This is a genomic window from Shewanella sp. SM55 (assembly GCF_025654025.1).
Lineage (GTDB): Bacteria > Pseudomonadota > Gammaproteobacteria > Enterobacterales > Shewanellaceae > Shewanella > Shewanella oncorhynchi.
The window spans coordinates 1-23195 of the sequence record NZ_JAKKRS010000022.1 but is presented as its reverse complement, the minus strand read 5'-3'; the positions used below and the strand labels follow the sequence as shown (position 1 = coordinate 23195).

Below are 23195 nucleotides of genomic sequence, written 5' to 3'. Positions count from 1 at the left end.
AACGAGTATACTCGCCAAGGTTAAAGAGCACTGGGATTGGATTAAATTTAGGATTGAGTGATGAATAAAAACATAGAAAAGTTAATAAAAATCAGTGCATTTTTCCGGTGGGTGATTTTGTTGGCCGCTACGATTGTGGTGGTGTATCTGGGTTATAGCTACTTAGTCCATGATGAGATACGTTTTGGATCGAATAATGGATTGTTACAAGCGCTATGGGTATCGCCTGATGCGAGTCAAACCCTGTTGCTGTTAATGTTAAGTCCATTGTTTATCACGTTTTTACTGGGTGTTTATTGGCTGCAAAAATTATTAGCCTACTATCAAGACGGCTTGTTTTTTAGCGACGAAAGTATGCATTGTTATCTGTGGTTGGTTTGGCTTAAGGTTGCCGCCTTAGTGATAGAGATACTGCAAACCTTAGGCGTAGGTTACTATCACAAGTCGCTTTTTGAGGATACCCGTATCGATTTGGCGCTCGATTTTGGCAATATCACCACGATTTTATTGATGTTGCTGATTGTTTATTTGCTTAAAGCTGCCCGAGATTTTGAGGCAGAAAACAAAGAGTTTGTGTAATTTTGGACATTATCGTTAATTTAGACGTCATGATGGCGATACGGAAGGTGAGTTCTAAGGAGCTTGCCAAAGCGGTTGGCATTACCGAAGCTAATTTATCCCTGCTAAAACGTGGCAAGGTGAAAGGCGTGCGTTTTGAAACACTGGCGAGTATTTGTGAGTACCTGTCGTGCCAGCCTGGGGATATTTTAGAATATCGTAAGAGTGATACATCGGACTGAGTTCTGCCGTTTTAGCCTTGTTCAACACATCCTAGGACGCACTTAGTTAAGTGCCATCCTAGGCCTGCCGTGGTTAGACTTTAACCAGTGTTGTCAGATCCGCTGGGCGGTAGTAAACCGATTTTAGTACCTTACCTTGGCGAACCACTTTACCTGCCATTTCCACATCTTTAGCGCATTTGGCTATGATGAAATCACCTTGCTGACTACCGACAATTTCAACACCTTGCTTGGCATAGAAGGCAATGGTCTCGGCTAGTTCTTGCTCGTTACGGCACACTTTACTCATATTGCTCGAATGCACTTCATCCCAGCAGGCGATAAAGTCGATTTCACGGTTTTTAGCCACGCATAGCAACAAGTCAATCAGGTAACTGATTTCGAGTCTGTCGGTCATGGCTTGTGCGCCTAAATGCACTAAACGGCCCATTAACACGTATACAGAATCGACTATGGCATCGGCTTGCTCTATACGGCTATCTGCTTCGGCTAGTTCAGTTAACTCTTCAATAATCAATGAAGTATGTAAGGTATCGGCCTTATCATCTAAAGAATCAATATCATTAACGGGCAAGTCGAAGGTGCTACGAAACTCACTGATATCACGATATAAGTGGTCATAAATAGGTTGAGTTAAGCGGGTGAGTTTCATCTGATTTGCCTTGAAATAAAGAGTTTGGCGGCAATTTTAAAGAAATGCGTCGCAGAATACAAAGATGGGGCAGAGATAAAAATACCCGCAGCCAAATAGGCGGCAGCGGGTTTCGGTAAATTTTGGCGGATGACCGAATGGAGAAATATATTGTGAGCCTGTGTTACTTGGTGATTATTGGCCGTATTTTGCAATCAGTTGATCAAGATAAGGGCCAACGTCTTTGTCAGCCCAATCGAGATATCCCCGCACAAAACCGATAAGATTACCTTTAGCATCAAAAATATAACTGGCGGGTACGACATTCGCGGGAATGATTTGTTCTATGTTTTGCTCCGGGTCAAGCCAAGTGGCATAGCCGCTAAAGCCATGTTGGTTAAGAAAAGGGCGTACATCTTTAGATTCTTCATCGATAGAGATTGGAATGATGGCGATATTCTTCCCTTGATACTGCTGCTTAAGCTTTTGGAGTTCTGGAATTTCCCTTAAACAGGGGGCGCACCAGGTTGCCCAAAGATTAACTAAAACCAATTTTCCTTGGTGCTGTTTTAGGGTTTGGGTTTGTCCTGATTCATCAATAAAGGGAACTTCTGGTACGCCGCGTGCGTGCTGCATTTCTATAAAACCAGTCATCACAAGGGGCTTAGGGAGGGGCTCTCCCGTACTGTAGAGTTTATTGTCTAGTGAGTGGGCTGAGCTGCTATTAGAAAACAGACCCAAACACACGAGTAGAACAAAGGGAAAATAGTGTAATTTCATCTGGTTATCCTTTACTTTTAAATAGTCGTTTGTGTTTTTCTACGGGTTACCAATGCGAGACACAACCCAACACCAAGCACTAATAACAGCAGTGGCCCAAACCAAAGTGCGAAGGTGGAGGCTTTAAATTCAGGTTGATAACGGATTTTTTGACCATAGCGTTGCACCATAAAATCGATAATCTCATCTTGGTTTTGCCCCTGTTCCAGCATCGAGAATATTTGTGCTTTGAGCTCGTGGGCGATTGGCGCCTGTGATTCAAATAGGCTTTGATTCGTCGCCATAGGGCAACGCAGCACTTTACTGATATCTATTGCCTGTTGCTGGTAGGAAAGGCTTGATATGGGCTGAGCTTGCGCAACGGATAAGCATGGGATCCCTATTCCACATAAGGTGATAGGGAGCAGTAAGACTAAAAAGCGCAATATTGGATTCATTAGGCAAGTGTCTCCTGTGGTTTGTGATGGGATAGGTTACCTAAGGTTGTTAAATCAGCTTGGTAGCTAAAATGGCGAGTAGGCCAAGCGGCAATCGCCCCACCTAGCATCATTAATAGCGCACCAAGCCAGATCCAACTCGCAAGGGGTTTATAGCTGATGCGGATAAGGTATTCGCTGTCACTTAATTGCAGCCCCATAGACACATAAATATCCCGCCAGAATCCATGATCGATACCCGCGTGGGACATTTCCATCCCATTGCTTTTAAAGGTTTGCCGTTGTGGTGTGATATAGCCTAAAACCCGTTCATCATTCGCACCATCGCGGATACTGATATTGGCCTGAATGGCGGTAAAGCTACTCGTTTCAACATTCTCAGTGCTTTCATACACTAAGATATAACTCGCCAAAGGCTTACCTTGACCAGGCCCCATTCGTAGCAGGGCTTCCTGCTCAAAAAAGGAGACGGATGTTGCACCAATAATAGTGATAGCCACCCCAAAGTGGGCGAATAGCATGGCGACAAACCCTTGTTTTGATGACTTAACGGGAGGATTTAAGCCGTGCTCACTGCGGGTTTGGGTTAATTGACGGGCATATACTCGTCTACCCAATCCCGAGGCTACCAATATCGTGAGCAATAAACACACCAGCAACCAAAGTGCCGCGGCAGTGCCAAGGAGTAAAAATAAGCTACTGCCCGAGGCGGCTTGTAAGCTTACCCAGCCTGCGACGGCTAATATCACTAGGCTAGGAATGAGCAGGGAAGTAATACGAGTCTTTGAGGCATTTTGCCATTGCGCTATTTGCCATTGCACTAAGGGCGCAATGCCCATTAACAGGACAAGCAAGAAAGTGAGGGGGACAAATATAGCGTTGAAATATGGGGCCCCCACTGAAAGTGTGCCTAAATCCAGTAGCTCATAGATCAAAGGGTAAAATGTGCCGAGTAACACGGAAAACGCGGCAACGACTAAGATAACGATCCCGAGCAGTAACAGCGTTTCCTTGCTAAAAAGCGCGAAAGTCACATCCTGTTTTAAATGGTGAGCTTTGAGCGCAAAAATCAGTAACGCAGCCCCAACAAAAATCACTAATAAGCAGAGGATTGACATGCCACGGGTAGGATCGGCGGCAAAGGCATGTACCGATTGCACTATGCCGGAGCGCACCAAAAAGCTGCCGAGTAAACTGAGTGAAAATGCCAATAAGCACAGCAGTAAAGTCGTCAGTTTAAAGCCATGAGTACGTTGAGTGAGAATGAGGGAATGCACTAATGCTGTTGCCACAAGCCAAGGAATAAAGGAGGCGTTTTCTACCGGATCCCAAAACCACCAACCACCCCAACCCAGTTCGTTATAGGCCCACCAAGATCCAAAGGCATTGCCGCCCGTTAGAAACACCCACGCTAATAATACCCAAGGTCGTAAATAGCTAATTTGGCGAGTATTAAAACCACCACCGAGCAGTGATGCTAACGCTGCGGCAAAGCAAACCGTAAGGCCTACATAGCCAAGAAAGAGCATGGGGGGGTGCAGTATGAGTCCTATGTCTTGCAAAATGGGGTTAAGATCTCGCCCTTCAATCGGAATGTTAGGTAATAAGCGGGCAAAGGGATTAGAGGTAAAGAGTAAAAATAAGTTAAAACCAAGGATCACTAATGCTAAAATGGCCAACAGCCTCGCAAAATACAGGGCGTCTTGGTACTTATCGCTGGCCTTATCCTGAGTGCAATCCGCCATCTTTATGCGATAACTGATGATCGCCCCCCAAAGGGCAATCGCAAATATCCAAAACAGCATTGACCCTTCGTGGCTGCCCCAAACTGCGGCCACTTTATAACCCAAGGCTAATTGGCTATTCGAGTGGTTTGCGACATAAGCAACAGAAAAATCATCAGTCATAAAGCAATAAATTAAGCAAAGAAGTGAAACAAATACTGAGGTAAATATGGCTCTAAAGAGTATCGGGCTTAATCCCACCAGATAGGCATTATTCTGCTTAACACCGATTAAGGTCAGTGCTGCAGAAAATAATGCCAATACGCTACTGATGATCAGTAATATATGTCCAATTTCTGGAAGCATAGTTGTCATTTATTATGCCTTAGAATAATGTGGTCGCGGTAATATAGTGTTTACAGTTGGCTATTTTACCAGTGTTATTTTCGCATGCTGATTTTTATTCAATTCGCTCATAAACTTGAGTTGTTTTCTTGTGATTTTAAATTTACATATAAGACCTTATTGGAAAAAGTCAGTTTAATCACAAGGTTTAATCACTGTTGATTTTAAGATTAGTCGAGTTTTGTATTTAATAATGTGATCTTATCCGTTATTAAATCATTCCTTTTTACGCTTGATGTTTTTTGAAAAGTAAAACGCATTTTTAGTTTTTTTTATAACTGAAATGTGCTTTTTAACTTCTAAAAAATAAATGACATTAATTTTGTAAGTTATTGTATTTAATTTGTTTTAATTGATTTTATTCATCTTGATTTATCAGCGGGAATTTAGTGTGCTCTAGCTCTGATTTTTAATGGTTTTTTGCCTCCACCATGCTGTAACTGGTCAATTGTTTATGTCGTTCAGTGAGCAGTTAGGTTCAGTAGAAAATAAAAAACTAATGATAATTAGGAGTGAATGATGAAACGATGGAAATCCAAAATAGCACTCAGCGTGCTGTTTTGTTTAGGTACTATCGTCAGTGTGGCCGGAATAGCATCCGATGCTAAACCGGGCGAGGTAAAGCCTGGCTATGGTAATAAACAACAGAGTGCGGAAGCTCAGGGAATTATGGCTAATCCCGATCTAACACTAGAATCCCGTGGTGTAAGAACACTGCAGGATTATATTGTTCAGGAAAAAGAGTTGTTTGATTTTCTTTTTGAAAATCATCCGGTATTTAAATATGCCGAGCAAGGTCGTTTAAAAGGAACCTATAAGGTCAGTGACCGTGGTGAAGAATACTTACACGGTGGTGATAGCCAAAAATATAGCCAACATCAAGAGGGCAATCGCCCTATGGCATTGCAATATCGCCTCGGTGCCAAGTCGATTTTGGATTTCCCAAATAAGTTTGTTGGTCCTGAAAAATGTGGTGAGTGCCACGGCCCACAATATGAAAAGTGGAAACGTTCACGCCATTCAAAAACCTTACGTTTTCCGGGGAGTCATCCCGAAGTCGATAACGATTTAAATAAAACCATGTATGGCACTAAGGATACTTCTATCCTGCCAGACGGCATTACCCCTGATGCAATTTATGCGACGGTGGGAACACCAAGAACCAAATACGGCTTTATCGATAGCTACTTAGTACGCGGTACCTTCCATGTGAAAGACGGTTTACTCAAAGATGGTACTGGCACTATGGTCGCCGGTGGTAACCAATTCTCCCGTGGTTGGGCTGAATGGTTAACCCCTGAAATGGCGAAGAAAATTCAGAAAGTTATTCCTGAATTTCCAACTAAAATGGAAGATTTTGGCGCGAGTGGTTCACACCAATGGGGTATGAGCTCCTATGGTGCTAAATACGAGAAGGAATTCTTATTCCAACCTGCGAGTTCCTATTGCGAAATGTGCCACACCTTTAAGTTTGATTTTAAAACTAAAGATGAGTTTTTTGCAGCCCTTGGTAATCCTAAAGAGCTCCAAAAACATACAGTGTCACTCGGTATTACCTGTGAAGAGTGTCATGGCGCAGGTGGTCATTTAGACGGCGGTATCGGTGGTGGTATGCCTTCTAACTGTGAGCGTTGTCACCAGCGTTTTAACTTCGTAGAAGAACTTGCGCAAACCCCACAGGGTAAAGAAAAACTGGAATATGCCTTTAACGTGAAGATGAAATCTTCGTGCCCATCTTGTGGTACAGAAGGTTCGCAAATGTTTGCCTCGTCTCACTACGATAAGGGTATGCGTTGTTCTACCTGTCATGATCCACACGAAGTGACTGATGGTGATTGGAAATCCGGTATTACTAAACCAAAACTCATCAAAGAATGTACCGATTGCCATACGGCACAGGCTGAAATTGCGAGTAATACCAAAACCCACAGTAAACAAACTTGTCAAAGCTGTCATATGCCAAACATGGGTAGTTGTGAAAACTTCACCGCGATCCAGTTCCCTGATATGGCCGGTTTCGACAACGTTCGTAAGTCGCACATGTGGAAAATCGATGTCGATCCATTGCGTAAGACACTTAACCCACCTGAAGGTAAGTCTCGCGACTCATCCACTAAGGGCTGGACTGTGGCGAAGGACGAAAATGGCCATAACTACCTCGATCTCATGTGGACCTGTGCTCGTACTTCCGCTTCTGATCACGATGTAGTGGATAACAAAGGTTGCCATAGCCAATTCCAATCTAAGTTGGGTGAGGGTCTGCACTTTAAAGATCAACAGCAAATCTACGGCAAAGTTCAGAAGTGGCAAAAACCAGTGAAAGAAACCTATGCCAAAGTAGAAAAAGCCCTTATTAGCATCGATAAGTCGCCCAATATGGCGAAGTTATCGGTAGAAGATAAGACACAAGTGCTGTTGTTGACCGATAAAGCTCAAGATGTCCTCAAGCTGATTAAAGCCGATGGTTCATGGGGTGTTCATGGTGCGCGTTACTCACAAAAACGCTTAGATGCCGCCTTGACCTATGTGACCCAAGCCCAAGCCATTATTGATGGTAATGCGCTGAGTGCGAAGAAAATATAGTTTAACTTGAGTCCTAGTTATCCCCGACACCTTTGGGTGTCGGGGAATATGAGAGCCTAATTATGCATAACATGCTTCGTCAAAGTGTAAGCCGAATATTGATGGTGTTGGCCTTAGGCGTGACTGCGATGCCAGTCATCGCCGGTGGTGGCTCAGAAATGTCTGAAGTGCCCTATAACGAAATCCAATTAAATCCTATTTCGATGATGGAAGCGGAAACCTTAGTCGGCAAGCAAGGCGTTTATTTTTTCGACGTAAATACACTGGAGATATGGGCAGAAGGTTTTATCCCCGGAGCAGTTTTTTTCAATGTTCAGAATTGGAGAGAGTTACTTCCAAAGAATAAAGATGCAGTCATGGTGTTTTACTGCGCTAACCGCCTTTGCACTAGCAGCAATATGGCGGCGAGAGAAACCATGAAGCTAGGTTACACAGGTGTGCGTCATATGGCCGATGGTATTTATGGCTGGCGTATGTCAGGTCGAGTAACAGAAAAACCTTAGTAACACACAGGACCGATGTTTTATCGGTTTGGTTTGCAGGGCCAAAAGGCGAAACCCACAGGGTTAACATTGTAGAGAACATAAAATGAAAACACGTATGCCAACTTCTTTTATCCCCAAAAGCATCACAGTGGCGACCTGCGCCGCATTATTTGTTTCAGTAGCCAGTTTTGCTGGCACAAGTTTGAAAACCGATGCAGATAAAACCTCTTACAGCATTGGCGCTTCCATTGGTAATTACATTTCTGGTCAAGTCTACAACCAAGTTGAATTGGGTTCAGAGGTGAATGTCGACTTAGTCGTGCAAGGTTTTGTGGATGCGCTTAAAGATAAACAGCAATTAACCGACGAAGAAGTGCTGACCTACCTGAACCAAAGAGCAGAACAACTCAATGCCGCAAGAACTGTCGTTGCTGAAAAACAAATGGCAGAAACTAAAAAGGCAAGTGCGGCATATCTTGCTGAAAATCAAAAAAAGTCTGGCGTTAAAGTTACCGCCTCTGGTCTTCAATACGAAGTCTTAACCCAAGGTAAAGGTCATAAACCCAATCCAGAAGATGTGGTCACAGTGGAATATGTTGGCACTCTTATCGATGGGACTGAGTTTGAAAATACGGTTGGACGTAAAGAGCCCACTCGGTTTGCATTAATGTCGGTGATCCCCGCTTGGGAAGAGGGATTAAAGTTGATGCCTGTGGGGTCTAAATACCGTTTTGTGGTACCAGCAAGCCTTGCCTATGGCACTGAAGCTGTAGGTATTATTCCTCCTGAGTCAGCACTTATCTTTGAAATTGAACTGAAAAATATTGAGAAACCCAGCGAAATTAAAGAGATGAAAAATAAAAAGATGATGCCTGCACACGGTTAATCAAGCTCCTAAAACGAGTTGTTTGGAGAGTGAAATGGAGACTGGAATGGTGAGCTTAGGACTAGGCATTGGCATCAGTTTACTGTTGTTTGTTGCTTACATTTATTGGCAGCACATGCGTCTAAACCTAGTAATGGGAATCGCACAGTTGCCAAACATGTCGAGCAAAGTGCCCTTTGCGATGGGAATCGTCCTAGTGCTGCTGACCCTTGCTATCTACAGTCAAACAGGCCGTTTTAGGGATTGGGATCAAGGTCGGCTTGATGAAAATATTGATTATTTAATGGCGGCCGAGATCACCAAAGCCAGTCGTTGGGCTCAGAGTGAGCCGCAAAATACCTTGGCACTTATGTCATTAGCTCAGGCTTACAATGCGGGAGGTTTGTACTCAGATGCGGTGCTGACCTTAGATAAATTACTCGAAATAGGGGGAGAAGATGCCGAAGTGTTAGGGGCAAAAGCTAACGCGCTTTATTACCGTGAGCTTCGGCAAATGACACCTGAAACCCAAGAGGTGATTGCCAAAGCATTAGCACTCTCTCCCTTTGAGCCTCAAACCCATATGTTACTCGCGGCAGACGCTTACTTGCATGCTCGTAACCAAGAGGCCATTGACCATTGGCAGCTCCTGCTCAAACACAATGGGGACAGTATCAACCGTGAAGCAATCGATAATGCGATTGCAAAAGCACAAAGCAAAATGAATGAAAGATGAAACCCGTTTCTATCAACCCTCGCCGTAAAGATCTGTCCCTGCAAGGAATCTGGCGAGGCGTTGATATTTTAATAAAAGGATAAATAGGATGAAGAAATACTATGTATTGTTGCTGTTAGTGCCCTTGCTATTTGGCTGTAATAAAAGCGAGGCCACAGACCATGTTCATAAAGCAGAGATGATCCACGAGCATGACCGTTGTCATTTATGCGGCATGGTGATCACTAAATATCCCGGACCTAAAGGGCAAGTGCACCTCAAGGCTGAGAAAACGGTACCTAAGTTTTGTTCTAGCCGCGATATGTTTAACTTTGCATTACAGCCTGAAAATAAAAGACAAATTGATTACATGATGGTGCATGACGCGGGCACGACCGATTGGGATCAGCCAGACGATGGCGCCTTTATTGATGCTCAAAATGCCTTCTATGTTTACGGTACGACCAAGAAAGCCGTGATGGGACCTGCCGTTGCCCCTTTTAGCACTAAAGCTGCCGCCGAAGCCTTTGCTAAGGAATACGGTGGCCGAGTACTGAGATTTGATGACATCACCTTAGAACTGCTCGCGGGTGATAAATAAGGTTGTGATGATGAAGCTGCGTCTCGTCCTTATTTGGCTGCTGTGCTTTACCTCTTTCGGTACTTGGGCAGCACTCATTCGGGTAACCGATACAGATTCACTCACCCTTGCCCTTAACAAAGCTCAATCAGGTGACACCTTAGTGCTAGCCACTGGGATGTATGAAGGCTCCTTTAAGGTGACGCAATCCATTTCGCTAAAGGGGGAAATTGGCGCGACATTAGATGCACTGCGCCAAGGCAGTGCATTGGTCATTGAGGCACCTCAGGTAAGTATTGAAGGGCTAAATATCCGCCACTGGGGACGGGATCTGTATTACCGTGATGCCGCCATTTTACTCAAAAAAGGGGCGGATCATGTGCAGATTAAGGGAAACCGCTTGGTGGGTGATGGTTTTGGTATTTATGGCGAACAGCTAAACTCACCCACCATCACGGACAATAGCATTAGTGGTAACGGTGCCATTCATGTGCTTGATCGGGGTGATGGCATTTATCTCAAGCATGTTAATTCGCCACAAATTGACCGAAATCAGCTGATTTTTGTCCGTGATGGTGTGTATTTAGAGTCCGTTACCCACAGCCGCATTTATGAAAATCAATTCACTAAGCTGCAATATGGTATTCACTACATGTATACCCAAGCCGACGAAGCGTGGCAAAACCAAGCGATTGCCGTCGATGGCGGTTATGCCCTAATGAATTCAACCCATATTTACCTGCATCACAACCGTGTGACTCAGGCGCGGGACTTTGGCATTTTGCTCAACATTACGGAGGCATCCCATGTGCAAGCCAATGTTGCGAGTCAAATCCATAACCCTAAGGGCACTGTGGAGCTTGGCAATGAAGGGAAAGGTATTTTTATTTACGCCGCTCAACATAACCGTATTCAAGATAACGAGTTTAGCCACAGCGATACTGGGATCAGTATGGCCATGGGCGGAGAGGAAAATCGCCTTTGGCATAATCGTATTATGGCCAATCAAACCCAAGTTAAATATGTCGGTGAAAGCCAACTTGAATGGAGTTATCAGGGGCAGGGGAATTACTGGTCGGAATATCAAGGCTGGGATCTGAATGGCGATGGATTAGGGGATATTGTCCATAGGCCGAATGACAGTTTAGATAAACTGTTTTGGCTTTATCCTGAAGCCAAACTGTTGATGGAAAGCCCCGTTGTGTTGTTACTGCGCTGGGTGGAACGCCAATTTAAGCCCCAAGTGACGAGCGGTATAAGTGATAGTTTTCCCCTAATGCAAAGTGGCGCGCACGTACTGATTGATGGAGGTTCGCGATGAATCATCAAACTATGACCTGCTCAGCGAATAAGCCTGTAACGAGTGCAGATGTGGTTGTTAAAGCGACAAATATCAGTAAATGCTATGGCAAGTTTAAGGCACTGGATGATGTGAGTTTTGAGGTGCTAGCGGGTCAAGTGATCGCACTCCTTGGGCATAATGGTGCGGGTAAATCTACGTTACTCAAGCTTATTTTGGGATTACTTACCCCCACAAGTGGCTTGCTCCAAGTTCAAGGTCATAGTGTCGGAAGTATGAATGCCAGACAGAGTTTGTCCTTAGGCTATTTGCCTGAAAATGTGAGTTTTTATGACAATATGACCGCCAATGAGCTGCTGCGATATTTCGCTAAGCTTAAGGGCGTTGCCTTGCCTAAAGTGCATGAATTACTTGCTGAATTTGGTTTAGAGGCCGCTAAAGATAAGCGTTTGAGTACTTTTTCTAAGGGGATGCGGCAACGTCTTGGGCTCGCGCAGGCGATATTGGCTGAGCCTAAGGTACTGTTACTCGATGAACCGACAGTTGGCTTAGATCCCTTGGCATCGGCTTTCCTGTATCAAAAAATCGCTCAGCTCAGGGCGCAGGGCTGCGCCATTATTATCAGTACCCATGAGTTGGGATTAGTGCAAGATCAGATGGATCGCGCTTTGATCTTAGGTCGAGGGCGAATGTTGGCTTCGGGCAGCTTAACCTCCCTGAGGGCGGCGACTCAGTTGCCAAATCATATCTTGTTGCATTTTCTATCTAATACTCAAAGGCAAGCATTGCTAGCGGATCCCATTTTAGCGGCATGTGTTAAGGCAAATGCGGGGCAGGGACTCACACTAGCCGTGCCACAGGAGCAAAAGTCAGCCGTGTTAAATCACTTATTACAAAAAGTGCTCGCTGGGGATTTTTCTATTGAACCTCCTAGTTTGCAGAGTGTGTTTCATCATTACATGGAAAGTCTTTGCCCTCTTCAGTCGCCAACAATGCCCACAAAGACTATTAACATAACAGATATAAATCAGGCGATTAATTTGGAATCAGTCCTATGAACCGTTCCGAGGTTTTGCACCATCGTTTAAGTGCCATGAGCATAGTGAGTACCATAGCCGCCAAAGAGTTTAAGGATAATTTGCGTAATCGTTGGTTATGGATGATGGCGGGAATCTTGTTGCTGCTATCTCTGTGTGTGAGTTTTATGGGCAGCGCTGTGTCCGGCAACTTAGTGGTATTTGAGCCTGCCCAGATCCTTTCTGGGTTAGTCACTTTATCGGTATTTATGCTCCCTTTAGGTGCGATTTTATTGAGTTATGACAGCTTTGTTGGTGAAAAAGAATCCGGCACTCTGCTGTTACTGCTGACCTATCCACTAGCACGTTGGCATCTGGTGTGCGGCAAGTTTTTAGGCCATGCCTGCGTGATGACCATTGCCTGCATTTTGGGCTTTGGTTTAACAGGATTAATACTGATATCACTGGGCGATACTCAGGCCCAGTTATCCATAGCGATCGGGTTTACCCATTTGATTATGAGCAGTATTTTACTGTCATTAGTGTTCGTGCTCTTGGGTTATTGGGTTAGCTTGTGTGTGCGAGAAAAAGCTAAGGCACTGGGGATATTACTCATTTTATGGTTTGTGCTTGTGCTGGTTTATGATCTGATTTTACTCAGTGCTGTGGTTGGAATGAGTGAGATGTTTAATCGTACTGTATTCAATCTACTGATTTTGTTGAACCCCACTGATCTGTTCCGTGCTTTAAATTTACTCGCGACTCCCTCGGATACACTCGCGGCTAAAAGTAGTCTCACTCTGCTTGCTCAAACTGGGCTGGGCTTACCCTTAATGTATGGTTTGCTGGGTGGCTGGATTGGTGCATTACTTTTGTGTTGTTCTTGGATCTTTAAATACCAAGAAATCTAGTTTAGCGACCTCTGTATTAGTCTAACTTTGTACTTATTAAACAATGACTAAACTGAGTATAGAGTCACACTCTTATATGTTGTTAAAAGGTAAAATAAACCATCTTGACTTGGTGATTGCATATCATCGTTTTCTTGGAAAGAAACAATGTCACATGATGATTGCATGTTGTTAGTGTAATCAAACTTTATCAGTATTGGCTGATCTTTCAGGCGTTTAACATGCATAAAATCACATCTTATTTAATGTTAGATGAACAGGCTAAGGAATTAGTCGATCATGTGAATGGGACAACCATCAGCCTGACTTTTTCCGAAACGGCCTTATTAGTGCTGCTGTTATCATCCACGAATGCCATTTTTACTAAGGAAGAATTGCTGCAGGTCGGCTGGCCTGAAAGGGTGGTTGCTCCTACCTCTTTAACGCAATGCATCAGTACCTTACGTAAAAAGCTCGAACCCTATACCGAAGTGCAGCTTAAAACCGTGGCACGCCGCGGGTATCAATTGCATATCTCTGAACAATCCCATGTAAAGATGCTGGCGATCAATGATGCGAATGCAATTCGTGATGCCTTAGTGGGGGTGTCGGTTTGGACTAAAGTTGCTGGTATTGCCCTCTTGTGCGCTATCTTGGCAATCGTTTGGTATGTGAGCGACCACCATGCGGTGGTTAAACAGGTGGCTAAATGGCATGCCGATAAATATATCAGCCTCAATATTGGTGGCACGCTGGGGACGGCGCGAACCTTTTATATTGGTGATGAGGATCGTTTACATCCTTCATGGTGGCAAAAACATTTAGCGCCAGAGGGAAATCACATCAATAACCTTAATTACTTCAGTGCATTTACCTCAACTGATGGCAAAAATTATTCGATGGCGATTTGCCCTGAGCTGGACGCCGATGCCTGCAGTGGTCACGGCATCATCAATATCACGGCGATAGATGCAAAACCCGCAGGATTAAATATGGCGGAGTTTATTCCGCTGAGCCAAATAATGGAGCAGCGCATTCGCTATAACCGTATTGTCCTCCCTGCGGATGATAAAGGAATGGGGGAGTTACTTGAGCATAATTACCATGCGGATATTTATTTTCCCGTCGCGGGCGAACTCTTAGTTCGTAACGATCTCAGTATGTCTCTGGTCTATGAAGGGCAAAATAAGGGTAAGTTTTATTCAACCTCCTGTATTACAGATCAAGATTGTTTAACGACGCCGATTAAATATACTATCCGCGGTGAGTTTGAGCAGTACCAGACCACAATTGATGACCTTAAAGTCGATGTTTTTCACGTTAAAGTGTTACAAAAAGAACTGACAAAACCGGATGAAGTCAGCCATTCTGCTATGCAGTTCTACCGTGAAATTCGTAAGCATGATATCCGTGATGAAGATTTATTTTATTATCGTGTTTATCAAAATGAGCACACGGCAGTATGGATCATTCCTCAGATGGGACAAGTGCTTGCGTGGACTCAGTACACTCAGATCAAATTATAAAGTAGTCGTTAGCAAACTTGATTAAGCCGACATAGTGTCGGCTTTTTTGTGCCTGCAGTTGAGCGCGGTCGTGATGATACTAAGCTGCGTGTTTAAGCGTCTGGCTCAAATTGTTTGCATTAACTTTCTATCATAAAAATTGGCTTTGTTTTACTTCTTCATTCAGTGCCAGTTACACTGCCAAACTTAGCAATCACACTATAAATACAATAATAAAAAAGAGAGGAGTCATTCATGTCGGACCGTCTTATTCCCGTGCTGTTACTGTCAACTTCAGTACTGGCTGGGCTCACTGCTTGCAGTGATAACACCACAGAAAACACCGTAAAAACCAGTGAAAACGCGCCAAAAAGTCAAGACGTTGCGGCTCAAATGCCGATTGGTATTAATGTCGCGGCTATGACGCCAACGGTAAAACCAGGGGATGATTTTTATACCTACGCCAATGGCGAATGGATGAAAACGACGATGATCCCTGCCGATCGCTCCAGCACTGGCGCTTTCCTCGTAGCCTTTGAAGCAACCGAAAAGCATAAAACCAGTTTGATTGCCGAGCTGGTGAAAGCGCAACATGCGGCGGGGAGCGACGAAGCGCGTATCGCCGATTTCTACAAGGCTTACACAGATACCGCCGCTATTGATGCCGCAGGAATGAAGCCTGCCGAGGCGGATATTGCCCGTTATGAGGCCATTGCGAGCAAGCAGGATTTATCTGCGGCGTTAGGCGGAAATCTGCGCGCCGATGTCGATCCTCTCAACGCGACCGATTTTTATACCGAAAACCTATTTGGGATCTTCGTCACCCAAGGTTTAGCCACGCCGGGCGAAGTCTTACCTTACTTTTTACAGGGCGGTTTAGGCTTACCTGAGCGCGAATATTACCTGTCTGCCGATCCTAAAATGGTCGACATTCGCACCGCTTACCGCGCTTACATTGAAACCTTGCTTAAAGATGCGGGTGTGAGCGATGCCGCTGTCCGTGCCGATCGTATTTTCGCCCTTGAAAACAAGATTGCCGCAGCCCACACCAGCCGTGAAGCAAGCGAGGATTTTACTCAGTCTTCGGGGGTATGGAGCCGTGCTGACTTTGATGCTAAAGCACCGGGCATCGATTGGACTGCCTTTCTAGCGGCGGCGCAACTGGGCAATCAGCCTAAATTTGCGGCCTACCATGCAACGGCGATTACGGGACTTTCTGCGCTTGTGGCCTCTGAGCCTTTAGATGCATGGAAAGATTGGCTCGTGTTCCACCATATCAACAGCCATGCTGATGTGTTGCCATCGGCTATCGACAACGCTTCGTTTGCCTTTAATGGCACTAAGCTTTCTGGCACGCCAGAGCAGCGCAGCCGCGATAAACGTGCCTTAGCAGCACTCGACCAATATTTAGGTGATGCCGTAGGCCATGCCTATGCCGAGCAATATTTCCCCGCTTCGGCCAAAGCAGAAGTCAGCACTATGGTGGATAACATAGTGACCGCCTTCGGTCAGCGAGTGGAAAAACTCGATTGGATGGACCCTTCAACCAAGAAAGAAGCCCTAGCAAAAGTGGCCACTATGGCGGTGGGCGTGGGTTATCCCGATAAATGGCGCAATTACGACAGCTATGCAGTGACTGCGACCAATGCCTACGCCAATGCCATCAATGGCGAAAAAGTAGAGTACAGCCACCAGTTAGCCAAGATTGGCAAACCAATGGATAAAGGCGAGTGGTGGATGACGCCGCAAGTGGTGAATGCGGTGAATTTGCCCGTGCAGAATGCGCTTAACTTCCCCGCGGGTATTTTGCAACCGCCATTCTTCGATGCTAAGGCCGATGCCGCTTACAACTATGGCGCGATTGGCGCTGTGATTGGTCATGAAATCAGCCATAGTTTTGATAACAATGGCGCGGCATTCGACTCGACTGGCGCTATGCGTAACTGGTGGACGCCCGCTGACTTTGCTCAATTTGATAAGCAAGGCGATGCGTTAGCGCAGCAGTTTGATGCTTATGCGCCTTTCCCTGATTTACACGTGAATGGCAAGTTGACCTTAGGTGAAAACATTGCCGACGTAGCAGGTTTAGCCGCCGCTTATGATGCTTATCACGCCTCGCTTAAAGGCAAAGATGCCCCAGTGATTGGAGGCTTTACGGGTGATCAACGCTTCTTTATCGGCTTTGCGCAAACCTGGGCCACTAAGATGCGTGACGAAGCCCTGCGTGCTCGGGTGGCAACCGATGGACATGCCCCCGGCATGTACCGCGCGCTGACCGTGCGTAACTTAGATGCTTGGTATACTGCATTCGATGTTAAGCCTGGCGATAAGCTGTATTTAGCCCCTGAAGATCGCGTTAAGATCTGGTAAGTTTACTGCGTTGATTTGAAAGGAAGGGGAACACTAACGTTCCCCTTTTTATTAACGATTTTGCAGTCGGTTGTAATCCAGCCACCCACTTTCTATCGGGTGATTGTCGAAAAAGATCTGATTGAGTTTGTCACTAAAGGCCCAAAACTTCGGATCGGTACGGCGTACACCCACCATATCTAACAGTGCTTCATAGTCTTTTTCAGTTTGCATTTTCTCTACTGTCGCCACGACGTTAGGCAAGTCCTGTTCTTTCACTTGCCAAAATGCCTCAGGATAACTGCCCAATAAGCCATGCACTAAAGTGACGTCATCTTTAGCGGGTTCGCGGTTACTCGCCTCATTAAACAGGCTCGAAATATTCCGATGGGCGCTATTGCGAACTAAGGTAAATATCTCAGCTTTACCCGCTTTTTCAGGTTCCACCATGATCATGGTTAGTTCAGGTAACAGGGTCGCTTGTGTGCCTTTTAATCGATCTAATGTGTGTAAAAGTGCTTTGCTATGTATTTGCAAGCTGCTGTTTTCTATGTGATATCGATTGGGTTGAACCTTAGCAACCTTCTGTCCGAGTTTTTGATACAGCTCGCCCTTTAGATCGTCACTAAAGTAGAGTACGCCCGTAGGCTGATGAAAGGTGTTGATATCCCCTGCGATAAAGGCCGTGAGCTGAGTACCAGCCCCTTGATACCAATCACTCAACTGTTTGCGCCTTTCCTCCTGTGGCAACAGGGTCAGGAAGTTCGATTCCCCCTCCATGCGTAAAAAATCCATGTATAAGCGAGTTAATAGCTGATGGCCGTAGTTACCATAAACATCGAAACCCGCGACCAATAAATAGTGGATACGCTCCAGTAAGGCATAATCGATAATCCAAGCCGTTTTGGGCGGTTCGCCGACTAAGCCTTTGACCACAGTGGCATTGTCGAAGTGGCGCAGCACTGTCAGGCTGGCATTATCATTGGTGTCGTCGCCATCCCAGAGCCCGTCGATAGTGAGGTGCTGGCCGTTTTTGAATTTCTCGTTCAAGAACTGATTACGCGCCCGCATATATTTGCCTTGCTTGGCGGCATATTTCACCCAAGTTACTGCTAATGCAGTGCTTTCTTCCTCTGCAGGCATACGTAGATTTTCAAGTTGGGAATGGTAAAAGGCGCTAAAGTCAGTGTCGTCCATATAATCTGGAGTCACAAAGTACACCCAGAATCTGTCGTTAATGACATTGAGCGCCACCTGACCACGGCACACTGGGCCTTTGATAAAGCCCATAATGGTATCTTGGGCGCGGGTCAGCATAAATCGATAGCGCGCACTGGCAGGAATTTGAATAAAGGCTTCAAAGGGATTGGCCGCAACGCTCGGCTTGTAGCTCGGCAGTTGAGTGACTGAGTAATCCGCATCGATAAACCATTGTTGCCAGTTATTGAGCAAGCCGGTATTTAAAACGTAGGGGATGTGGGTTTTATCGACTATGGTTGCCCGATAAGGCCGAAAGCGGTAATAGACTCGCTCCACCTTAGGATCGTCGAAGGGACGACGGGAGGCGATAATATCCAGCGCTTGCCCCGGCGGCGTCCGAGAACGCACTAACTCGAAGAATAAAGGCTGGGTGTTCGGCTGATTCAAAGACTCAAAATATAAATGGAAGGCAAACAAATGCTCGTAGATGTAGCGTGCACTTAATTGGCTTTTTAAACTGTCGCCGTTTAAAAACTCCTCCCAGTGGGTTATTTCTGCAATAAATTCAGGTGTAAGCGCCTGTGCAAACGGCAGTGGCGCACCTTGCTCGAGCCAGTGCATCAACACTTGATGCTCATTAGCATTCAGTGCTGGCAAGCCATAAGGCATACCTGCAAGGGGCTGGCTTTGCTCGTATTTGTCCATTTCCTCTAAGCTGGCGCATTGCTGAACTCTGTCTAGGCTGAAATCAAAACGCTTATCTAAAATCTTGTCTTCGGGCAGGGGATGCATTTGCTTAAGCGTGAGCATTCTGGCTAATACCGAGGCTTGGGTATTGGCTTCTGGGGTTTGATCGCGCTCGTTTAGCATGGGGTAAAATCCGCGTTGACGCCAAGCTTCTGGGGTAAAGGCATCGACAAATAAGCGATTAGGTGTGGCAGCGACTAAGCGTGTGCCTTGGTAAACCTTTTCCTTACTTGCCCCACGCTCTATACCTTCGCTCGAGGTCATTTTTAACTGACAGGGGGCATCGTAACAGGCATGACATACCACGCAGCGGCTATTGAGAATAGGCTCAACTTGTGTGTGCACAAACTCGGCCTGTTGAATAAATTGGTCGTTCAGCTGTGCATTTTCGACGCGTTTTTGCGGTGAGCTAGTGCCAAACAGAGCATTGAAATCGATTTGCGCTACGCTGGCACAACCCGTCGCCAACAGCACTGCGACCAACAACAACCTCTTCCATCCCCCTTTTATCGCGCCCATTCACCGCTCCTTCATTTGCCGCATGCTATTTAGCAGAGTTAGGCTTTTTAGCCCACTGATAAGTATCACTTTAGCAGAAGAGTGTGTTGGATTTGAAATTTGCAGCCAGATGTTGTTCAAGGAGCTGACTTAAATTGCCCTACAGACTTTTGGTCGCTGCTCGAAACTTGGGTAAGATAGCGGCTATAAAAGCGTACCTGTGACGGCTGTATTAATTGCACCAGTATTGTTGTGGCAATAACAAAAGGATGAAGTATGACTGCTGATAACCGCTATTTTTACGAACCGAGCAAAGGCCATGGCCTTGCACACGATCCTTTAAATGCGATTGTGGGGCCTCGACCGATCGGCTGGATTTCATCACGCAATGCCGAGGGGCAACGTAATCTCGCACCTTACAGCTTTTTTAATTGTTTCAACTACAAACCGCCCATCATCGGCTTTGCCAGCACAGGCTGGAAAGACAGTGTCGCCAATATTGTCGAAACAGGGGAATTTGTGTGGAACCTCACCACTCGCGGCTTAGCCGAGCAGATGAATCAAACCTCCGCCATGCTGCCACGCGGTCAAGATGAGTTTAGTTTTGCCGGACTCACGGCTAAAGCTGGCACCATTGTTAAGGCCGATTTAGTGGCTGAAAGCCCAGTAAACTTCGAATGCAAATTGTCCCAATGCATCCAGTTAACAGCCGCTAATGGCGACAAGATCGATACTTGGTTAGTGTTAGGTGAAGTGGTTGCCGTGCATATTGCTAAGCATTTACTCAATGCCGAGGGGATTTATCAAACTGCCCTTGCCGAGCCCGTATTACGTGCCGGCGGTCCATCAGCCTATTATGGGATCTGTGAAGATCTGCGTTTCGATCTACATAGACCACAAGTGTAGCGGGCTGCTCATTCGCCGCAGGGCTGGGTGTTTAACCCTGAGTTGGTTTATGGTTGTGGTGTTAAAGGTTTATACATTAGTAATTAAAAGCTAAATCAAAGTCGTGGGGCTTCACCCCACACCCGACCAAGAGGGGATCAACAGCAATTCCCTCTTGGATCTCCCTTGCCGCCCCTAGCGAAGTTACATGCATTGGTTAGTGGTCTCATACTCCAATAAAAATTGCCTAACGGCTCAGATGGGACATCCTTGTCCCCCCCGAGCCTGCGCCATCATCCATGATGTCGCCACGGCATTTTTATCTGCGTATTTCGACAACTTCGCAGGGGAAGGTGAACTTCTGATGCTGAGGTGTTCGTTGTGAATTTCAAAAGATTTTTGCCTGCCCTATCATTTTCCTGTGTCTCCAATTGCAGCGCAAACTTCCCCGCGAACTACTAATCCAGCAGTACACCACTGACTGGGGGAGTCTGCCTGTGATTAGATGTTGAAGGGCATCAGGCATTTTCTGTTAGATCTTCTTGTCCCATCCAATCTAGAGGGGATGCCAATTCGACAAAGTCCTTATATTCATCCATATCGATCTCTTTAAACTGATTTCTAATATAGAGAAAATTAGCCCACAGAATAGCTGAGGTTTGGAATAGGTTATCATCGTGGTTAGAATTACGCTGTTTCTCGATAAGAGCCTTGCAAGTTTCCTGTAAAGGAGTGTCTTCTCTTTCCGAATGTCGGGACATGTCAAATATAAAATAAACTGAAGAATGACCAAAGTGAGAAGAGAAAATCTCTTTCAGATATTCAAGTAAGTTAAAAAAATATGTGCCTGAGGTATAAGGTATACTCATCGGCCGAAGATATGGACCGAATGTAAACTCTCTATCCGCATATTGCTGTGGGTCGAAGTTCATTTCAATAAGGCGGTTATGAGTACTTGTTGGTATGTAACTTTCTATCCACTCCGCTAAATAGATAGTTTTAGTTCCATCACCTTTCTGGATAACTCGTTCAAACTTACCATTTACTATTTCTTCAAAAAGATGATTATCCTTATCTTTAATACAAAGCAAAGCCGCCAACATCAATATATCGAGCTTGGAACCTCTGGGCATGTTTGAAATGGTCGCCAGTATTCTATCGGTAATTTGAATTGCGGTGCGCGCAGAGACTTTAAAGGCCTCAAGAACAATTGATATATTTTTAAGTGTTATTTTAGCATCACTATTCGGAGGGAATACTTCAATGTTGACTCTCTTTAAATAATCCTCTGAAAGCTTGCTGGCATCGCTGTGCACATCTAAAAAGTTTTCTAAATTAGGTGACTTGAGGCTATAACGACTATTGAAAAAGCGGCCGAGGTAAATTTTGGCGTCAAATCCCTCGCCGTATACCGCTTTAACGGCATGCTGCAGCTGCTCTGTGTCTGTTGCAACCACAAATACAACCCCATCAATATCAAAAATATGTTTAATGGTTTCCAGCATTTCAACAGCATAGCTAGGCCTGCAACGGTCTAGTTCATCAATAAAAATGAAAGCAGGATAGCTATTTTTTTTATGACCAACAACAGCTCCAACCCATTCAGACACACTTTTTTTTAGGCTATCAATCGCTTTGGATTTTGCATCATGTTCATCAATAAGATACTTAACCGCTTCTGAAGCGGCAAAGCTCATATCAATTGGGCTACCATCTGTATCTAGTAGATCTTGGCCATCTTCCCCCTTGATGTGACCGATATTTTCATTGTCGTCATCTGCATTCATAATTTCGACAGGATCTATGCCGACATATCGCTTAAATAATCCTCGACCAATACCAGGGGCCGCTGCCTTTAATAAGCCGATCAGCGTACGAGGAGCTTTGAATACCGGAGAATTTTTATCTTTTCCTGCTTGCTTTCTTAATTGGTCAATGATGGATGAAATGACAGTCATCAAAGGGTCATCTGAGTAGTCCTTTTTCCACGCATCTACATATACGACAGGGTAATGCTCTTTTAGGTCTTCGGACCAGCGCTTAAGAAAGTAGGTTTTGCCTGCTCCCCACTCAGCATTGAGATTAAGCACATAATTCCGTTTTTTGTCACCATCAGTTCTCTGGTCATCATAACCTTGAGAGGCTAGAAGTTTAGTTAGAAAAGTAGCGTACTTTTCTCTTCCTAGCTTATCTTCTGGAAAAAATTCATCATTAATATTTTTTCCTTGAGACCAATTCAAGACAACTTGCTTAACCATTTAATTATCCGAGCGTTATTATTTAATAATTTCAGAGTGTACGACTATTTATAACAGGCTGCAAAAGATGTTATTGGCAGCAGTTTGATACTCATTGCTGTTAAATCTCCCGCATATATTAAAACGGTTTCGTTCATGTGAATCTAAGAGAAAGCTAAATTACTAAAATGGAGGTTATCTAGGAACAGAAATATTTTACTACTAGTAACTGCGTTGCTATCGTCATTTTTTCCAGTTTATTCGATAGCATTTATTGATACATCCATTGCTAACTTTTGCAATGCTGATGGCTATTTGTAGTGGTCAAGTAAAATTGGCCACGGTTTTAGAGTCATTCCAATATAAACGTTCTGACTCATTTGGCGTTAACCCACCATTATATTGATGGGGTCTGGTCTCACTGTAATATCCAGTGATGTAATTTGTGATCTCTTTATTTGCTTCTGTAAAATTCCCATAACCACTGGCGGGTATCCACTCAGATTTCAAACTTCTAAAGAAACGCTCCATTGGTGCGTTATCCCAACAATTCCCGCGGCGAC

20 protein-coding genes are annotated in these 23195 nt (G+C 44.9%); 13 read left to right on the top strand and 7 right to left on the bottom strand.

The genetic code is table 11. From position 1 onward, the window contains the following. The first annotated feature begins 60 nt into the window (after positions 1-60). Both L5L91_RS21610 and L5L91_RS21605 read left to right on the top strand, forming a co-directional pair. Positions 61-579: a DUF2975 domain-containing protein gene (locus L5L91_RS21610; RefSeq protein WP_173247795.1), complete on the top strand. Its 519-nt coding sequence runs from the start codon at positions 61-63 to the stop codon at positions 577-579. A gap of 2 nt (positions 580-581) precedes the next feature. Beyond that, positions 582-800: a helix-turn-helix domain-containing protein gene (locus L5L91_RS21605; RefSeq protein ID WP_063883682.1), complete on the top strand. Its 219-nt coding sequence runs from the start codon at positions 582-584 to the stop codon at positions 798-800. A 73-nt stretch (positions 801-873) separates the two neighbouring features. On the opposite strand, the gene L5L91_RS21600 is transcribed toward L5L91_RS21605, so the two are convergent. From L5L91_RS21600 to L5L91_RS21585, 4 genes are all read right to left on the bottom strand, one after another. Then, positions 874-1452 carry a nucleoside triphosphate pyrophosphohydrolase family protein gene (locus tag L5L91_RS21600; RefSeq protein ID WP_263237712.1) on the bottom strand — a complete coding sequence of 193 codons (579 nt, stop codon included), beginning with the start codon at positions 1450-1452 and terminating at the stop codon, positions 874-876. A gap of 174 nt (positions 1453-1626) precedes the next feature. Beyond that, on the bottom strand, positions 1627-2211 hold the full coding sequence (locus tag L5L91_RS21595; protein ID WP_263237711.1) for a TlpA family protein disulfide reductase: 585 nt from the start codon (positions 2209-2211) through the stop codon (positions 1627-1629). A 17-nt stretch (positions 2212-2228) separates the two neighbouring features. Further along, on the bottom strand, positions 2229-2648 hold the full coding sequence (locus L5L91_RS21590) for a cytochrome c-type biogenesis protein CcmH (RefSeq protein ID WP_028761784.1): 420 nt from the start codon (positions 2646-2648) through the stop codon (positions 2229-2231). Then, a complete protein-coding gene (locus L5L91_RS21585; RefSeq protein WP_263237709.1) occupies positions 2648-4747 on the bottom strand; it encodes a heme lyase CcmF/NrfE family subunit in 2100 nt (699 codons plus the stop codon). The genes L5L91_RS21590 and L5L91_RS21585 overlap by 1 nt, the downstream gene beginning before the upstream one ends. A 549-nt stretch (positions 4748-5296) precedes the next feature. Between L5L91_RS21585 and sirA the strand changes: the two genes are divergently transcribed. From sirA to L5L91_RS21535, 10 genes are all read left to right on the top strand, one after another. Further along, entirely contained in the window at positions 5297-7360 is a 2064-nt protein-coding gene (gene sirA / locus L5L91_RS21580) for a dissimilatory sulfite reductase SirA (protein ID WP_105250351.1), read from the top strand. Positions 7361-7422: 62 nt separating this feature from the next. Continuing rightward, positions 7423-7863, top strand: coding sequence for a rhodanese-like domain-containing protein (locus L5L91_RS21575; RefSeq protein WP_028761786.1), 441 nt, complete (start codon positions 7423-7425; stop codon positions 7861-7863). A gap of 85 nt (positions 7864-7948) precedes the next feature. Continuing rightward, the gene (locus L5L91_RS21570; protein ID WP_263171857.1) at positions 7949-8731 is read left to right on the top strand and encodes an FKBP-type peptidyl-prolyl cis-trans isomerase; all 783 of its coding nucleotides are present in this window, start codon (positions 7949-7951) and stop codon (positions 8729-8731) included. A 34-nt stretch (positions 8732-8765) separates the two neighbouring features. Beyond that, positions 8766-9446, top strand: coding sequence for a nitrite reductase (locus L5L91_RS21565; protein WP_263237708.1), 681 nt, complete (start codon positions 8766-8768; stop codon positions 9444-9446). An 88-nt stretch (positions 9447-9534) separates the two neighbouring features. Next, the gene (locus tag L5L91_RS21560) at positions 9535-10026 is read left to right on the top strand and encodes a nitrous oxide reductase accessory protein NosL (protein ID WP_219234775.1); all 492 of its coding nucleotides are present in this window, start codon (positions 9535-9537) and stop codon (positions 10024-10026) included. A gap of 10 nt (positions 10027-10036) precedes the next feature. Then, a complete protein-coding gene (gene nosD, locus L5L91_RS21555) occupies positions 10037-11326 on the top strand; it encodes a nitrous oxide reductase family maturation protein NosD (protein WP_263237707.1) in 1290 nt (429 codons plus the stop codon). Beyond that, positions 11323-12363 carry an ABC transporter ATP-binding protein gene (locus tag L5L91_RS21550; protein WP_263237706.1) on the top strand — a complete coding sequence of 347 codons (1041 nt, stop codon included), beginning with the start codon at positions 11323-11325 and terminating at the stop codon, positions 12361-12363. The genes nosD and L5L91_RS21550 overlap by 4 nt, the downstream gene beginning before the upstream one ends. Then, entirely contained in the window at positions 12360-13232 is an 873-nt protein-coding gene (locus tag L5L91_RS21545; protein ID WP_263237705.1) for an ABC transporter permease, read from the top strand. Before L5L91_RS21550 ends, L5L91_RS21545 begins: the two co-directional genes overlap by 4 nt. Before the next feature lie 221 nt (positions 13233-13453). After that, positions 13454-14737 (top strand): transcriptional regulator, encoded by a 1284-nt coding sequence (locus L5L91_RS21540; protein WP_173496241.1) that lies wholly within the window; start codon positions 13454-13456, stop codon positions 14735-14737. Between the two features lie 234 nt (positions 14738-14971). Then, a complete protein-coding gene (locus L5L91_RS21535; protein WP_263237704.1) occupies positions 14972-17086 on the top strand; it encodes a M13 family metallopeptidase in 2115 nt (704 codons plus the stop codon). A gap of 51 nt (positions 17087-17137) precedes the next feature. On the opposite strand, the gene L5L91_RS21530 is transcribed toward L5L91_RS21535, so the two are convergent. Further along, a complete protein-coding gene (locus tag L5L91_RS21530; protein ID WP_263237703.1) occupies positions 17138-19531 on the bottom strand; it encodes a fatty acid cis/trans isomerase in 2394 nt (797 codons plus the stop codon). A 255-nt stretch (positions 19532-19786) separates the two neighbouring features. Between L5L91_RS21530 and L5L91_RS21525 the strand changes: the two genes are divergently transcribed. Then, positions 19787-20416, top strand: a complete 630-nt coding sequence (locus L5L91_RS21525) for a flavin reductase family protein (protein WP_012588671.1) — start codon at positions 19787-19789, stop codon at positions 20414-20416. Between the two features lie 497 nt (positions 20417-20913). On the opposite strand, the gene L5L91_RS21520 is transcribed toward L5L91_RS21525, so the two are convergent. Continuing rightward, on the bottom strand, positions 20914-22653 hold the full coding sequence (locus L5L91_RS21520; protein WP_263237701.1) for a KAP family NTPase: 1740 nt from the start codon (positions 22651-22653) through the stop codon (positions 20914-20916). A 303-nt stretch (positions 22654-22956) separates the two neighbouring features. Then, positions 22957-23195: integrase core domain-containing protein (locus L5L91_RS21515; protein ID WP_263236003.1), on the bottom strand; the 239-nt coding region annotated here is incomplete at its 5' end.

Bases quoted from the DNA above. Each gene is read 5' to 3' on its own strand.
- L5L91_RS21530 (WP_263237703.1), bottom strand. From the start codon at position 19,531: ATGGGCGCGATAAAAGGGGGATGGAAGAGGTTGTTGTTGGTCGCAGTG.
- L5L91_RS21590 (WP_028761784.1), bottom strand. From the start codon at position 2,648: ATGAATCCAATATTGCGCTTTTTAGTCTTACTGCTCCCTATCACCTTA.
- L5L91_RS21550 (WP_263237706.1), top strand. From the start codon at position 11,323: ATGAATCATCAAACTATGACCTGCTCAGCGAATAAGCCTGTAACGAGT.
- L5L91_RS21535 (WP_263237704.1), top strand. From the start codon at position 14,972: ATGTCGGACCGTCTTATTCCCGTGCTGTTACTGTCAACTTCAGTACTG.
- L5L91_RS21575 (WP_028761786.1), top strand. From the start codon at position 7,423: ATGCATAACATGCTTCGTCAAAGTGTAAGCCGAATATTGATGGTGTTG.
- L5L91_RS21525 (WP_012588671.1), top strand. From the start codon at position 19,787: ATGACTGCTGATAACCGCTATTTTTACGAACCGAGCAAAGGCCATGGC.
- L5L91_RS21595 (WP_263237711.1), bottom strand. From the start codon at position 2,211: ATGAAATTACACTATTTTCCCTTTGTTCTACTCGTGTGTTTGGGTCTG.
- L5L91_RS21520 (WP_263237701.1), bottom strand. From the start codon at position 22,653: ATGGTTAAGCAAGTTGTCTTGAATTGGTCTCAAGGAAAAAATATTAAT.
- L5L91_RS21540 (WP_173496241.1), top strand. From the start codon at position 13,454: ATGCATAAAATCACATCTTATTTAATGTTAGATGAACAGGCTAAGGAA.
- L5L91_RS21560 (WP_219234775.1), top strand. From the start codon at position 9,535: ATGAAGAAATACTATGTATTGTTGCTGTTAGTGCCCTTGCTATTTGGC.
- L5L91_RS21570 (WP_263171857.1), top strand. From the start codon at position 7,949: ATGAAAACACGTATGCCAACTTCTTTTATCCCCAAAAGCATCACAGTG.
- L5L91_RS21545 (WP_263237705.1), top strand. From the start codon at position 12,360: ATGAACCGTTCCGAGGTTTTGCACCATCGTTTAAGTGCCATGAGCATA.
- L5L91_RS21565 (WP_263237708.1), top strand. From the start codon at position 8,766: ATGGAGACTGGAATGGTGAGCTTAGGACTAGGCATTGGCATCAGTTTA.
- nosD (WP_263237707.1), top strand. From the start codon at position 10,037: ATGAAGCTGCGTCTCGTCCTTATTTGGCTGCTGTGCTTTACCTCTTTC.
- L5L91_RS21610 (WP_173247795.1), top strand. From the start codon at position 61: ATGAATAAAAACATAGAAAAGTTAATAAAAATCAGTGCATTTTTCCGG.
- L5L91_RS21585 (WP_263237709.1), bottom strand. From the start codon at position 4,747: ATGACAACTATGCTTCCAGAAATTGGACATATATTACTGATCATCAGT.
- sirA (WP_105250351.1), top strand. From the start codon at position 5,297: ATGAAACGATGGAAATCCAAAATAGCACTCAGCGTGCTGTTTTGTTTA.
- L5L91_RS21600 (WP_263237712.1), bottom strand. From the start codon at position 1,452: ATGAAACTCACCCGCTTAACTCAACCTATTTATGACCACTTATATCGT.